Annotated in this window: 13 protein-coding genes and 1 riboswitch; of the genes, 3 read left to right on the top strand and 10 right to left on the bottom strand. The window is 40.8% G+C overall.

The genetic code is table 11. The features are described from left to right. Positions 1 to 40: 40 nt before the first annotated feature. From ACE1AT_RS29795 to ACE1AT_RS29775, 5 genes are all read right to left on the bottom strand, one after another. Positions 41 to 577, bottom strand: a complete 537-nt coding sequence (locus ACE1AT_RS29795) for a Dps family protein (RefSeq protein WP_374874751.1) — start codon at positions 575 to 577, stop codon at positions 41 to 43. A gap of 221 nt (positions 578 to 798) precedes the next feature. Further along, entirely contained in the window at positions 799 to 1,164 is a 366-nt protein-coding gene (locus ACE1AT_RS29790) for a hypothetical protein (RefSeq protein ID WP_374874750.1), read from the bottom strand. Positions 1,165 to 1,659: 495 nt separating this feature from the next. Beyond that, a complete protein-coding gene (locus ACE1AT_RS29785; RefSeq protein ID WP_374874749.1) occupies positions 1,660 to 2,931 on the bottom strand; it encodes a tetratricopeptide repeat protein in 1,272 nt (423 codons plus the stop codon). A gap of 91 nt (positions 2,932 to 3,022) precedes the next feature. Further along, positions 3,023 to 3,934, bottom strand: coding sequence for an alpha/beta fold hydrolase (locus tag ACE1AT_RS29780; RefSeq protein ID WP_374874748.1), 912 nt, complete (start codon positions 3,932 to 3,934; stop codon positions 3,023 to 3,025). 86 nt (positions 3,935 to 4,020) lie between these two features. After that, complete coding sequence (locus ACE1AT_RS29775; protein ID WP_374874747.1) at positions 4,021 to 4,449, bottom strand: SufE family protein; 429 nt, start codon at positions 4,447 to 4,449, stop codon at positions 4,021 to 4,023. Positions 4,450 to 4,651: 202 nt separating this feature from the next. Here ACE1AT_RS29775 and ACE1AT_RS29770 point away from each other — a divergent pair, with 202 nt between their 5' ends. Further along, on the top strand, positions 4,652 to 4,903 hold the full coding sequence (locus ACE1AT_RS29770; protein WP_374874746.1) for an acetyltransferase: 252 nt from the start codon (positions 4,652 to 4,654) through the stop codon (positions 4,901 to 4,903). Positions 4,904 to 5,268: 365 nt separating this feature from the next. On the opposite strand, the gene ACE1AT_RS29765 is transcribed toward ACE1AT_RS29770, so the two are convergent. The 3 genes from ACE1AT_RS29765 to cobG all read right to left on the bottom strand — a co-directional run bounded on the left by ACE1AT_RS29765 (position 5,269) and on the right by cobG (position 8,185). Continuing rightward, positions 5,269 to 5,967: a precorrin-2 C(20)-methyltransferase gene (locus tag ACE1AT_RS29765; RefSeq protein ID WP_374874745.1), complete on the bottom strand. Its 699-nt coding sequence runs from the start codon at positions 5,965 to 5,967 to the stop codon at positions 5,269 to 5,271. After that, positions 5,967 to 6,596: a precorrin-8X methylmutase gene (locus tag ACE1AT_RS29760; RefSeq protein ID WP_374874744.1), complete on the bottom strand. Its 630-nt coding sequence runs from the start codon at positions 6,594 to 6,596 to the stop codon at positions 5,967 to 5,969. The genes ACE1AT_RS29765 and ACE1AT_RS29760 overlap by 1 nt, the downstream gene beginning before the upstream one ends. 74 nt (positions 6,597 to 6,670) lie before the next feature. Continuing rightward, positions 6,671 to 8,185, bottom strand: coding sequence for a precorrin-3B synthase (cobG, locus tag ACE1AT_RS29755; RefSeq protein WP_374874769.1), 1,515 nt, complete (start codon positions 8,183 to 8,185; stop codon positions 6,671 to 6,673). A 49-nt stretch (positions 8,186 to 8,234) separates the two neighbouring features. Next, a riboswitch (cobalamin riboswitch) is annotated at positions 8,235 to 8,424 on the bottom strand. A 169-nt stretch (positions 8,425 to 8,593) separates the two neighbouring features. Between cobG and ACE1AT_RS29750 the strand changes: the two genes are divergently transcribed. Both ACE1AT_RS29750 and ACE1AT_RS29745 read left to right on the top strand, forming a co-directional pair. After that, positions 8,594 to 9,490, top strand: coding sequence for a helix-turn-helix transcriptional regulator (locus tag ACE1AT_RS29750; protein ID WP_374874743.1), 897 nt, complete (start codon positions 8,594 to 8,596; stop codon positions 9,488 to 9,490). A 99-nt stretch (positions 9,491 to 9,589) separates the two neighbouring features. Further along, the gene (locus tag ACE1AT_RS29745) at positions 9,590 to 10,441 is read left to right on the top strand and encodes an alpha/beta fold hydrolase (RefSeq protein ID WP_374874742.1); all 852 of its coding nucleotides are present in this window, start codon (positions 9,590 to 9,592) and stop codon (positions 10,439 to 10,441) included. Positions 10,442 to 10,864: 423 nt separating this feature from the next. Here ACE1AT_RS29745 and ACE1AT_RS29740 read toward each other — a convergent pair whose 3' ends face one another. Both ACE1AT_RS29740 and ACE1AT_RS29735 read right to left on the bottom strand, forming a co-directional pair. Next, on the bottom strand, positions 10,865 to 14,020 hold the full coding sequence (locus tag ACE1AT_RS29740) for a hypothetical protein (protein ID WP_374874741.1): 3,156 nt from the start codon (positions 14,018 to 14,020) through the stop codon (positions 10,865 to 10,867). A 227-nt stretch (positions 14,021 to 14,247) separates the two neighbouring features. Continuing rightward, positions 14,248 to 14,835, bottom strand: coding sequence for a transposase (locus ACE1AT_RS29735; protein ID WP_374874740.1), 588 nt, complete (start codon positions 14,833 to 14,835; stop codon positions 14,248 to 14,250). Positions 14,836 to 14,865 lie beyond the last annotated feature (30 nt).

Here is a 14,865-nt window from a genome sequence, read left to right as displayed (position 1 = left end):
TTGTCATTAGTCATTAGTTGTTAATTCTATCTACCTTGAGTTACACACCTACGGGTGTTTTTCGTGTTTCCGGTTGAGAACCATCAGGTTGCAATTCTTCTCCCTCAATAAAGGAACGTAGCATCCAAGCTGCTTCTTCGTGACCTTCCATCAATCCTGTGAGGAAATCAGCTGTTCCTTGATCGTGAAATTCTTCAGCACAACGATCAATATGTTCACGAAGATTGCGAATAATTTGCTCATGGTTATCTACCAGCAAAGCTACCATATCGGTTGCTGTAGGAATATTACCAGCTTGCTCCTTGATAGAACCTGCCTTCAAAAATCCCTCCATTGTACCAATGGGATAACCACCTAAAGCACGAATTCGTTCAGCAATAGCATCAATATTTTCAGTCAGTTGTTCGTACTGTTCTTCCCAAATTTGATGCAGACTGCGGAACTGAGGCCCAACCACATCCCAGTGGAATTTTTTGGTTTTCACTACCAGTAGATAGGAATCTGACAAATCTTGATTTAGTAGTTCAATCACACCTTGGCGTTGTTCATCTGTCAAACCAATATTTAATGGACGCATTGTTTCAAATCCTTAAGCTAACTCCTCTTATAACTTCAGCAATTCATTAACTACACAACATCAACCCAAAGAATGATTGTGATTTATTTGGTAAACAGAGCATGATTTAATCTCAAAAATATTTTGATCTTCAAATATATAAAATATATGTCTATATATAGATTTAATTTAAAAATAAATCCCCAGTTGAATATACTGGGGTGAAAGAAATTTGATGCTTATTATTTATTGCCAGTGACTTTTTTCAGGAAGTTGCTTACTTCTTCTTCTACTGAAACTGCATCTTGAGAATTTTCAGGACGATTCATGTTTTCAATGTCAGCAGTACCTTGAACTTCGTTCAGTCCTCCGCCACTGGTACGCTTTTGAGTTTCTTTCAATCCCAGGGGAGCAGATTTAGCTACCTTGTCAGTTTCACGCTGAGTATCAAGCAATTGATCGGTAGCTTCTGTTGGGTTGCTTTGATAGCTTTCAATTGCAGCAGCAGGAAAAGCATTAGAGAATAGCAGCAAAGCACATGTAAAAGCTACAACTAGAAAACGTACGGGACGCAAAATAGAACCTAAAAAAGAAATAGTTTTTTGCATTTTAATTTCTCCACGACTCAGAAAATAATATAAAATCAAGAGAGTATTGTGCAGTCATAAATCCTAAATGCCGCTATTTAATGAGCATCTATTTTTATTAGCCTGCCTCAATAAAATTTTCTTGATTGCATTTCGCATTGATGTTTTTCAATGCGTGCATAGTAACTTTATAATCGGAAATCTAGGAATCTCGAATCGACCTGTAGGCTGAAAATCTGAATATAAATTTTTACAAAATACTCTCTCTAGAGATAGATATTTATATATATTTTGTCAGGCTAGATAATTTATTTATGAGTTATTAATAAAACTAATAATTGTTCTTTTGAATTACCAAATAAAATAATGAAGAGGACAAGAATAGTAGACACCTACATAGCAGCTTCCCATCTCCATTTGTAATTATTATTTTTGGTTTAGATGACGTCTAAAAAATAAACCAGATCGCGATCGCACATCCAATGAAAGAGAACTCTTAACAGAATCGTATTGCTTTTACCTCCCGCGATCGCGTTCCAAATCATCAATCACTTTTTCTATATACCATTCTTCTGACATCCCAGGATAGTATCTTTTTGTTTGATCAATTAACCGTTGGGCTATTTCCCAGTATCCCCCGACCAGTCTCAACAAACGTTGTCGTAGCAGGTTATACTTACCTTGCTTTGATTCAATGCTTGGAGACTGGATTTTTTTGAGGTTTTCCAGGACTTGTTCGTAATTTCTCCAGTCTTCTTTTTCACAAAATATACTTGCTGCTTGCTGATAATCTGCTATGGCGCGTTGCATTTCTTCCATGTGAGCATAGGCAAGACCTCGATTGTAGTAAGCTTGAGGGTCATCAGGATGAATACTTAGGGCTTTAGTATAGTCAGTTACCGCACCGAGATAATTACCCATTGCCCGATAGACATTACCTCTGGCAATATAAAGCAGTGCATCCTCTGGTTGTAGTTGCAGTGCTTGGTTAAAATCTGCGATCGCTCCTTGATGATCTCCTAACTGCGAACGCGCCCTTCCCCGGTTGCGATACACTATCGCATCTTGAAAATTGAGTTGTAGCGCTTGGTTAAAATCTGCGATCGCCTCACGATAGTTTCCCTGTTTATAACGCACCACTCCCCGACAGCAATAAGCTTGGGCGTCTTGCGGATCTACTTGTAACGCCCAGTTTAAATCTTCCAAGGCTTGACGAGTATCTCCTTTTTCAGCCTTTTCCAACAATTGGGTGAAATATTCCTCTGGCGATATAATCCGTGTAGTGGGGGTAGTTGATTCGTGAACCACAGCAGAAGTTCGTTTTGGTTGCAGTTGTTGAATTTTTTCTAAACACAGACGACAATTTTCTTTATCTTTTTGTTGTAAATATAAATCTGCGGCTAATTTAAAATTGGCGATCGCATCTTGAATCTGACCCAATTTCCGGTATACCATTCCTCGTAAATGATAAGCCGCAGCATAATTGCGATTCAGACGAATCGCTTGATCTGCATCTGCGATCGCTCCCGGTAAATTTTTCAGCGCCACCCTAGCCAAAGCGCGACAATAATAAGCTTCTACACTTTCAGGATTTAGTTGCAGAGCTGCCGTATAATCAGAAACAGCTAAGAGAATTTCACCACAATCATAGTACGCTAAACCCCGTTGACAGAAAGCATCAGCAAAGTAGGGGTTAATCTCAATAGCACGAGTAAATTCTGCGATCGCTCCAGCATAATCTTTTTGGTTTGCTCTCGCTAATCCCTGATTGTAAAAATCATTATTCATAGGGCTTTTTAATTTTCCATTTAAGCACTGATGTACAAAAATGGTTAGTGATTGATGGTTATTTTTTGATTGCTGGTTAGTTTTTCTCCCTTTACGAAGCAGTTCTCAAAAAGGGCAAAATCATCTCTGTTACTGCTTCTGGATATTCTTCATGCATTCCCAAAGAACCAGGAAGAATTGCTGTTTGAACTCCGCTTAATCCAGCCAAAGCATCCATGTCAGCACGGGATTTGCTGGGAGAGGATTCTCCAATTACCACCAGTAAAGGCACAGATAAATCTTGAACCAATGCCAAAAAATCAGCTTGGTTGTGTACAGCGTCGAGATTTCCAGTTACGAAAGCAGCAGGTGCAAATCTAGCTCCTGGTTGTTGGGTATTTTGCCACTTATGCTTAATAAAGCTAGGAGTAAGTTTAGCAGCATCTACGTAGACATGGCGACGGTACATAAAACTTAAAAAAGATGGCACAGTGTTGAGCTTGTAGAGTACTTGTCCTACGATAGGCGATCGCACTATTTCTCTAAATACCCCTGCTAGCTGTCGATCTACACCCATTGTTGGTAGGGGACCACGCCAAGTAGGTGCTACGATAACCAATCGTGAAAATACTGAGGAATTCTTACGAGCTAATTTCAGAACATAAGCTGCACTATGACCAGCAGCAACTACTGCTACAGGACTATTAAATACAGAGGTAACAAAATATTCGAGAAAATCCTCATAGATTGCAGGTTCGTAATTTACAGGTAAACGGGAAGAATCTCCAAATCCTGGCCAATCTACAGCGACAATTTGAAAATAGGGAGCAAGTAACCTAGCTATCCCGCTCATTTCTTCTCGTGTAGAGACAGTACTAAAAGCAGGAAGTAGCAATAGCGGTGATCCATTACCAATCGTTTCATAAACAATCCGCAATTGCTGATTTTCCCAGTTCCAGCTGAGTTCTTTGACTACTCCACCGATCCCAAAATTAGTAGGAGATGATAATAAATGAGTTGACATTAGACAAATTTGTATTGTGATTGATTATTAATAGCTTTTATAATTAATTAAATTGTAAACAAAAGATTTCCCCTTTCCCTTTTCCCCTAACTTTGATATTCCAAAGCCTTCTTTTGCATGGTTTTGAAGATATTATAGAAACCATTAGCACGAGAAGGTGTCAGGCTAACATTTAAGCCAGTTTCTTGAATAAAATCGGGAGTGAGTTGAACAATTTCAGCAGCTGTAAGTCCATTCAAACCTTCAATTAAAAGACCGACTAACCCTTTAGTTAATTGAGAATCTGAATCGCCTTGAAATATGACTTTATCGTCTGCCAAAGCAGCCGTAATATAAACTTGGGAAACACACCCAGGTACTTTGTTTTCTGAGATTTTATCAGCTTCTGGAAACTCCTTCAGCTTCTGACCATACCAAATTAGCTGTTCGTAGCGTCGTTTCGGATCTGTAGCACGTTGAAAGCGCTGGACAATTTTGGCAAGGTTTGGTGGTAAAGAGTTTATGATAGAGGACATAACACAGTTGAGCAAACGAGCATACACCTTGAGTTTAGATGATTTTGCAGGTAATTGTGCAGTTCGTAGTAAGCAGACAAAACCAAGCTAAAGTTATAAAAATTAGATTATGTATTAATTTTGCAAACTATTGCGTAAATTAGTTTTAGGACTGAATTCGGTCTAGTATATATTTAGTAGCTCTTGACATAGGAGAATTACTATGTTCTTGATGCATAAACCCTCAGGAACTCTAGTCGAGATTTTGACTCTAGACCGACTCTTCAACCCCTGTATTCAAGAAGTAATGGGGGTGACACACGCAGGGGAAGAATTACAAGAACCTGATTCATACACAAAATTGGAGATGAGTTTTCCCTCTGGTGAGTCTTTACCGCGTTGTTGGCTAGATTCACACTATCGTGATCCAGAACACTCAATTAATCATCAGGAGTTTAGTCTCACCACTAGTTAAAATTTAAGCGATCGCTATTTTTTATATCCGATGCGATCGCTTTTTTAGCACTAATCGTATTATCTATAATCCAATACGGTTCAGTTAAGGCTAAAAACTAAAACTAGCGTAGTACTCTGTCAAGGTGATTTTGATAGATAAACCAATTTTTTATTTTCTTCTTTTTCTCTTTACTTCGCGTTCTTTGCGCCCTACCCTGCGGGAAGCCGCTGACGCGTCTATGTGGTTCGTTTCTTTATCCCTCAATTCAAACTTGACAGAGTAGTAGGTTGGGTTGAGGAACGAAACCCAACATTATCAAGGCTTTGTTGGGTTTCGCTTGCGCTCAACCCAACCTACATTTCTTCTTAACTGAACCGTATTATCTATAATCGACTTTGACTTGGCACCAAAATCATCGAAAAATAAGGTACTTGAACGGGATCTACTTCATCAAGAGAGATAATTTTTTGATTTACCATCGTACCTCTTTCAATGTAACGCGCCCGTGATCCCATTCCTAAGTGATCCAACACATCGCGCACTTTCGCAAAATGTCGCCGCAGTTTAATAATTGCTGCTGCATCAGCGTTTAACAATTGTGCTTTCAAGGTTTCGGCTGGTAAGGTGGCTGGTAAGACGCTAAAAACATCGTTGCGATAACTCAGGGGTACTGTCAATGCAGAAGCACACCCCATTGGTGAGGAAACTCCTGGTACAACTTCTGTTTCAAACTGATCAGATAATCGTGTAAATACATACATAAATGAGCCGTAAAATAACGGATCACCTTCACACAAAACTACAACATCCCGTCCAGCCGCGAGATGTTCGGCAATAGGAATAACAACTTGGTCGTAAATTGGTTGTGCTTCGTAGGGATCGAGGGCGCGGGGAAGATGATACTCCACCTCAATTTGGTTCCCTGGGAGATATTCAGCCACAATACCCCTAGCAATACTTTCTCTATCTTCTGCTGATTGATAGGCAACCACTGGACAAGATTTTAGTAGGCGCAATGCCTTGAGAGTCAATAGTTCTGGATCTCCAGGCCCAACACCGACACCATAAAGACGACCTTTCATTATTCCTTCTCCGTTGCTAAGGCATTAACTGCGGCAGCTGCGATCGCACTTCCTCCCCGGCGTCCATTTAATGTCATAAATGGCACACCACGGCTATCGGCTGCAAGTGCTGCTTTTGACTCTGCGGCCCCCACAAATCCAACCGGAAAACCCAAAATCAACGCGGGTTTGGGTGCGCCTTCATCCAGCATTTCCAGTAGTCGAAATAAAACAGTAGGTGCATTACCAATCGTTACCACAGATCCTTCTAAGTGCGATCGCCACAACTCTAAAGCCGCAGCAGAACGAGTATTTTCCAGTTTTTGGGCAAGTTCTGGTACATCGGGATGATTCAGAGTGCAAATCACCGGATTATCTGCTGGTAGGCGCTTACGGGTAATTCCTTCAGCCACCATGCGACAATCACACAAAATCGGTGCGCCTGCTGCTATTGCTGTACGTCCAGATAAGACAGCAGTAGGCGAAGCTACTAAATCATCTACAATATCAGTCATCCCGCAAGCATGAATCAGACGCACTGCTACCTTCGCTACATCCGGCGCCAGCATAGATAAATTTGCCTCCGACCGAATCATGGCAAAGGATTTGCGATATATTTCATTCCCATCTCGAATATAGTCAATAGTCATTCGATTTTAGATTTTGGATTTTAGATTGTTTTGTCCCCTTGTCCTCCTTGTCCACGCCACGTGCTACAACGCTCTTAACCCGTAAGGGCGCAGTGGCTCCCCGTGTCCCCCTTGTCTCCCGTGTCCCCCCTCTCCTCCTCAACCATATCTTGCAACTCTGTAATACTATATCGGTTGGCGAATTCTCCCAATGATTCGTGGCGAGTTAGACGTTTTGCAGTGTAAACTTGAAGAATTTTTTCTAATAATGAGGGTAATTCTGCAAAAGCTACAGACTGATAAAGTTCTTGCCCAAATTTGCTTTCATTGTCACTATCTCCAGCATATACGTGATACTTTTCTTCACTGATACCCAAGAGAGTGATATCGGCGTTGTTGTGTTGGGCGCAAGACTTTGGACATCCTGTAAAGTGAATATTGACAGGTTGATTTAGGGTGATGCGTTGATCTAAATACTCAGCTACCTTTAAGGCATGATTTTTGGTATCTGTTGCTGAGGATGCACATCCTGTACTACCAGCACACGCAACAAAAGCACTGTGTATTTTGGTTGGCGACCAATGCAAATCTAAGTGTTCTATTTTGCTCTTGACTTCGTGAATATATTGATCAGGAATATCTGTTAACAGAAGATTCTGCCAGGGTGTGAGCCTAAGTGTACCAATACCGTAACCTTGGGCGATGTCTGCTAAACCGTGCATTTGCCATGTTTCTAATTTACCGAGTGGTAGTACAACACCAATGTAGGAAAGTTCTTGTTGTCTTTGGGGGTGAACACCAAGATGGAGATAGCGAGTTAGGTATGGTTGTATGACTTGAGAAGTGCGGATATTGGGAAGTTGTTGCAAGGAGTGGGGAAGATGACTTTCTACTTCTTGGAGAAATCTTTCTCTACCCAAGTTGTGTAGAACTTCAAATAAACGAAGTTTACGGGATTTACGATAGCCCGTAACCTTTTCTGGCTCTAGTGCAGAATACTGCAAATAGACTTTGGCGATCGCACCTACTACGTCTACACATGCTTGGGGTTGCAGTAATATACCTGTATTTAGAAATGATTCACCTAAATTCAGTTTGAGATGAAAGTATATCTGTGTACTGATTTCAACAGCACTGAAGACAATATCATTGGGGCGATCGCACACTTTTAGCGCACTTCCACCGTCAACTGCAATGCTGAATTTTGGTGACAAAGGCGCAAGTTCAGCATGGGTGGTGATGTAATTATCTAATGCGCGAATGAGCGATCGCGTATCAATCAATTCTTCTGCATCAATCCCGGCTGTTGGGCTACCCATAATATTACGTAGATGATCAACACCCGGAATCGGCGAAGCTAAACCAGCTTCTCGCAGTTGGTGCAAAACTTCAGGATTTATTTGTGTGTGAACTTCACGAATTTGGAAGTTAGCACGATTAGTAATATTGACATAACTCGCAGCAAATTTCTCAGCTAAATCAGCGACAATCCGAAATTGTCCAATAGTAACAATCCCTCCAGGGATACGGATGCGTGATAGAGTACCGTCTCGCGCGGACGTGCTGTAAAAAATACCAGGACAAGGGACAGAAATTGACGATAAATACACCTCTAAGGCTCCTTCCCTGTGCAGCGCAGGGAGCAGAGAAACAATGCGTCTTGGCGACACCCTTAGAAATTGGCGTTCTGACTAACCGAATTAGTTGTTGTTTGCTGGTTATTTGACTAACTACTAACAATTTCCAATCGGATTACAGCTGCGGCACAGTACCGGGATCTCACCGAACTTTCCCAACTCTAAGTTTGAGTAGTCTAGCATGAGTTTGTACCTCAAAAAATAAAATCAAAACTTAGATTAATATTCTTTAAATTCCTTCCTGACTTGAAAGAATGCAGATTTTAATGCCTAGTGGTGAAATTTTTATAGTTTTTTAAGCTTTTCTCCGTTTTGGGAAGGGATTTGGAGAGGGATTAAAGTAAATTCATCAAACTTACGTTAAATTAAATCACAATCTCTATGCCTAAATCCACGTCACCAAATTTAGATATGACAAATTTGGAGGACTTGAATCAAGTTCTCTATCATCCACCATTATTGACTAGCCAAAAAGCAAACTGGAACAACATTTTTCTCGCTCATTATCAACATCCTGGTTCAGAAACTTGTGAACATACGATGCAACAGTTGACGCTAGAAATTATGGATGTCAATTCGTGGACGCATCATGAACGTCGTATGGGTGGGAATCATTTGTCATATCGAATGGGTGCTGGTGAAATTACTTTGTGTCCTGCTCACACCAGTCATTGGACATCTTGGAAAGAAACAATATCTTTTACTATTCTGACATTTAAATCTCCGTTTTTTGAAAAAATTGCTGATGAAATATTAGATAGCCGACAAATTGAATTTGTACCTAAATGGAATATTTTTGATCCACTAATTCAAAATGTCGTGAATGCTCTGAAAGCTGATTTAAAATCTGGATGTCCAGCAGGAAGATTATATGGTGAGTCTTTTGGTACAGCTTTAGCAGTACATTTAATTAAAAACTTCTCGGTATCAAAATATTGTTTTCCTGAATATTCTGATGGATTACCAAAATATAAACTCAAGCAAGTTATAGATTACATCGAAGCAAATTTAAGTGAAGATATTAAATTAGCAGACTTGGCAAATACAGTCGGAATTAGTTGTTATTATTTTTGTCGCCTGTTCAAACAGTCGTTACAAATGACGCCGCATCAGTATGTAATTTATAGGCGAGTAGAACTTGCAAAGCAGTTGCTTCAACAATCGGATTTTAGTATTGCAGATGTAGCAATTATCTGTGGTTTTGCTCATCAAAGTCATCTCAGTCGTCATTTTCAGCGTTTAGTTGGAATGTCTCCTAAAAAATTTCGGAACTATTAGCAAAAATATGCTCCCAATAGCAAGAATGTGAACGACTATAGACTCTGATTCTAGGTAATGTTGAGGGTGTTTGACGTGGAATATTCAACATCAAAACTCATGTACGAGACTCTGAGAACAAAAACTATAGAAATAAAAGGCGATCGCTACTCTTTACAAGATTTAGGTTCGGGTCAAGAATGTGTATTATTACTGCACGGTTGGCCTGATGACAGTAATTTATGGCGAAATCAAGTTTCTGCTTTGGTGAATGCTGGTTATCGCGTTATCTGTCCAGACTTGCTTGGTTATGGACTCAGTGATCAACCCCAACATCTTCAACGGTATACGATTTCTGCTCTAGCCAATGATATTATTTCCCTACTCGATAATCTTAATTTAAACAAAGTTCATTTAGTTGCCCATGATTATGGTGCTGTGATCGGCTGGGAGATTGCAACAGTCTACTCAACTCGTTTAAAGACTTTTGTAACTATGTCCGTTGGTCACTTGGCTTGTTTAGTAGATTTATCTTTTGATATTCTGCGCTATGAATGGATTTACTTTTTGAATATTCATAAGATTGCACCTCAGCTTTATCGTGCTAGCAATGGTCGTTTGTTGCGTGAAGTCCTGCGTACTCACCCAGACAGGGAAAAAATTGTAGAATTTGCTTTAAAACCTGGCGTACTCGAAGCCATGCAAAAATTAGAACAAGCAAATCCACTTCCAGAAATTTTGCTTGCTTTTCTACAGGATAAATTACCAGAACCACAACAGGTGTCTGTTCCGACTTTTGCTATCTGGAGTGATCAAGATGATTTTCTCTGGGAAGCGCAAATCAAAGAATCAAGCAAATATGTAGCAGGAGAATGGCGATATGAAAGAGTCGAAGAAGCAGGACACTGGTTTATGCTTGAACAACCTGAAAAGACGAATCACCTTTTACTAGATTGGCTACATAAACATTAATTTACGGTAATTACTCAACCCTGCACCAGTGAAAAAATAGTCCTGACTGTGGAGAAGATTGTCCTTGCTGTCAGTAAAGACTAGATTTTACCCGAATCATTCGGGATATACGCAAATAATACCCGAAATTTTAATTTTCACGTGTAGTTTTGCGTAATATTATTCCTAATAATTTTGAGAAAATTCCATCAAGCTTTCTTAATCTATTTAGCATAAAACTCAGTAAAATTACTGTGTTTTTTTTATGTGTATGCGTATACAAATAAAGAGAGATATACAGTAAGAGCGTTAGCCTGAAAACCAAGGAGAGTTTATATAACAAAGTCTTTAAACTTAGTTTATGCCTCTCCTTGTTTCTATTTTGTATGTAAAAAATAATGTAACACATATTTGAAAGGGTGCATAGCTATGCGCCCTTTAACTTTATTTCACCCGTCCCCGAAAGCGAATGAAACCATAGGAATCAGTGGGTGTACCGATAGCGGTAGCATTAGGTAAATCCCCTAAGTTCACAACTATTGCACCATTGGTATTAGCACCACCACAGTCAACAGTAGGATAAACATCTGTTGGATCTTCGCCAGGAGGGAAGTATTGCGCGACATCTCCATCTTTGATATTGCTAAGAGATTCGGTATTACCGTTATACTGCCAGAGAATCCCCCGATCAGCCTTTTCTAAGCCAGTGCTGTTTTTGGTAGGGAAACTATTAAAGGTGGTGGGGATGAAGCTGACATTATTAGGGACGCGATCGCACATCAAAACTTTGGGTGCAGTTGCATCACCTGCGGAGAGGAAGTAAATAGTGTATTCTATTTCATCGTTAGGACGAACTGTGCCACCGTTAATTCGACCTTGTAAGTAATTATTCTGCCAATTGGAGTTGTTATCATCGGTATCACGAGGTGTTGGTACATAGTTAGGAGAATTGCTGTTATTTACACCGTCGATGAAATCGGTAAAAGATAACTCGTTAATGGCGGTGATGCGTTTCACCAACAGTACATTCGGGTTACTAGCAGCAGATGAAATAATCGTAGTTGTATCACTACCCGTATTATTACCATTATTGGCAACAGGTTCACCACCACCAGATACGGATGCAGTATTGGTAACAGAACTTGGTGCATTACTCGCAACATTGACGTTGAAGTTGAAGCTACTACTACCACTTGCTGCAATAACTGTGTTGCTGGTACAAGTAATCGTGTTATTAGAAGCACTACAAGTCCAGTTGGCTGCATTTGTACCAGTTAAACTTACAGCACCGTTGGGTACACTCAATCCTGTGGGTAAGGTGTCGGTGAAGGTTATCGTTCCAGAGGTCGCTGCTGTACCTGTGTTGTTAACTGTAATGTTGTAACTTCCTGTGCTTCCTTGAACAAAATTATTATTGTTGTCAGATTTAATAATCGTCAGGTCAGGGAAAGATGGAACAGTAATCGTAGTTGTATCACTACCCGTATTATTACCATTATTGGCAACAGGTTCACCACCACCAGATACGGATGCAGTATTGGTAACAGAACTTGGTGCATTACTCGCAACATTGACGTTAAAGTTGAAGCTACTACTACCACTTGCTGCAATAACTGTGTTGCTGGTACAAGTAATCGTGTTATTAGAAGCACTACAAGTCCAGTTGGCTGCATTTGTACCAGTTAAACTTACAGCACCGTTGGATACACTCAATCCTGTGGGTAAGGTGTCGGTGAAGGTTATCGTTCCAGAGGTCGCTGCTGTACCTGTGTTGTTGACCGTGATGCTGTAATTTCCTGTGCTTCCTGCGGTGAAGTTGTTACCGCCATCTGATTTAATAATCGTCAGGTCAGGAAATGATGCTACGGTGACATCTTCGCCTGTGCTGGAAGCGGAGTTATAATTTGCAGTGCCACTACTACCAGAGGGATCAGTATAGGTTGCAGTAGCAGGGTTTTGATAAGTTCCTGCGCTTACACTTGAGCCGATGTTAACAGTGAAGGGAATTGTCACGCTTCCCCCAGCAGGGATAGAGAATGTCCCCCAACTGGGGTTTGTAGCTCCAGGCGTAGGATTAGTGACTGTAGTTTGGGTTGCACCTCCATTGAGGGTTACTGAACCCGTAGACGCATAAGTAAATCCACTAGGGAGTGCATCAGAGATATTGACATTGGTGGCTGTACCTGCGCCAGCGGCGTTAGTGATAGTGATGGTATAATTTCCAGTTCCTCCAGCAGTGACATTGGGGGTGTTGGTGGTTTTAGTAACAGTAAGGTTAGCAGCTAAAACACCCACACTAACCGTTGCTTGTGCTGCTGGGGTTGTTGATTGTCCTGTAGTAGTAGTTACCGAGTTTTTATAATTTCCCTGAATATTGGGTACATTGGCAGTATAAATCAGCTTGATGGAACTATTTGCAGGAATAGTATAGTAATTCGGTGGTTGTCCTACCCATTGAATAGAACCTGTTGCTCCAGTTGCAGGTATAATGCTGGAGTTCGCTGCTGTGATATTACTGCCTCCTGCAATGCCACCAAAGGTAACGCCCCCTGGTAGAATGTCAGTGATTTTATCAACTCGTGCATCAAAGTTGCTCGTGTTGGAAATCGTAACGGTGTAGGTGACATTACCGCCATTGGGCAGATTTGTCGATGAAGCTGTTTTAGTAACGCTAAAGGCGCTAGTACCTGCTGGGAAAGAAGTTGCTAATTGGCTCTCGTAGTTTCCAGTGTACTTTTTGTTATTAGCACCACTAGTTTGAGCAGCGTATGGTCTTGCTGTTGTGCTAACTCCACCACACAGATAACGTATTTGGTAGCGGACTTTCACTAAGTACCCAGAACCCGGTTGTCTCGCACTGGCTGTAAAAAAGAGCTGATCGACTGCTCCCACAGGAACAGCTGTAGCAGTAGAAGATAATATTTCCGAACGTTCCAGTTGAAAACAGGAAGCATCATAGGTTAAATTCCCGGTAGGTTGGAGATTATAACGATCGCCTGCGTTTGCACCTCCGAATTCGTACTCTACATCATAGGGAATTAGCTGACCAGCAACATACCCAGGCCCCAAAACCGAAGACATTACCTGACCACCAGCATTAGCACTAATGTAAGATTCTGTTTTGATTGTTCCTGTACCAGTGACCGTCCCAGGATTAGCATCCTTAACCGTTACAGTTAAAACGCTGGTTTGGGGAGAAAACGAACAAGGAATTGCATATTGCGTATACCAATATACAGTCCTGCTAGCACCAGGGGCTAAGGTACCAATATATTGACCTACTGTTTGTCCACCTGCCAAGCTGAAACCATTGGTTAAACCTGAAAGGTCTGTCTGAAGGGCATTAAGTGTACTCCCGGAATTATTGGTAATCTTAAAGCCGACATACCCAGCTCGTGGACCTTGATTTGTAGAGCAATAGTTACTGTCAACTACCAACTGGTCATCTGTTACCATTTGGATGGAAACCGACCCCGAATTCAGAGCATGAGCAGCGTCGGGAATTAAAACACCCACTGGAATTGTGCCGAGAGCAATCAGAAGGTTGCGTAGCCAATGACGTTGATTTCGCTTCAGATTGAAAATAGATAGCTTGGGCATATTATTAACAGTTTGAATAGTTGATGATTTTGTGTAGAGTCGTTAAATAATCTTAGTGATATGTATAAAATTATTGATTTTGTAGTTTTTGTGTAAAGTGAATTTACTGCATAGCATAGATATAATTCCCATCCATAGGGGTTTTATTTATACGTAAAATTACGGTTTTATATCACATTGATGTAGAGACGCGAAATTTCGCGTCTCTACATTTGGGGGTTTGGGTATTACATCCATAAATTTGCAGGGTTATTTTTGTCTTCTTCCCATTTGGTGGGGTTGTTGATGATGTATTCCCGAATGCGGTCTAAAGAACCATCAGCGCGAATGATGTGGTCGTAGAATCGTGATTGCCAAGCAAAATGGTTATGACCGTTTTCCCGACACCTACGGGTGACAGCAGATTTGTACGAGCGCGCGATCGCACCTAACGAACCTGGTTTAGGGGATATGTCAGACATGAATTGACGTTGGATAATGTCGCATGGTGCATCATTTTGTGTAGAGACGTTGCAGTGCAACGTCTCTACATTTTTGGGATGGTCGATAACAACAATGCCGTGTACGTGATTGGGCATAATGACGTAGGTATCAATGTAGGTGTCATCAAAATGCTTGGGAATGTCTATCCAAAAACGTTGTGCAATTTCGCCAATTGGAGAAAATTGCACCTCACCTGCAATAACATCGCCAAAGAAATGGATGCGATCGCGTGTACAAATGGTAATGAAATACGAGCCGTTGGCGGCATAATTGCGATTTGATAAACGGGTCGATTCGATTCTGTATTTACCCTGAAATTTTGGTTGCGTCATGGTTCAAATTCCAAATCCGTTACCCCGATG

The sequence above is a fragment of the Pelatocladus sp. BLCC-F211 genome (assembly GCF_041928655.1).
Lineage (GTDB): Bacteria > Cyanobacteriota > Cyanobacteriia > Cyanobacteriales > Nostocaceae > Pelatocladus.
Note: the sequence above shows the minus strand (reverse complement) of the source record. Positions and strands in the feature narration are given on the sequence as shown.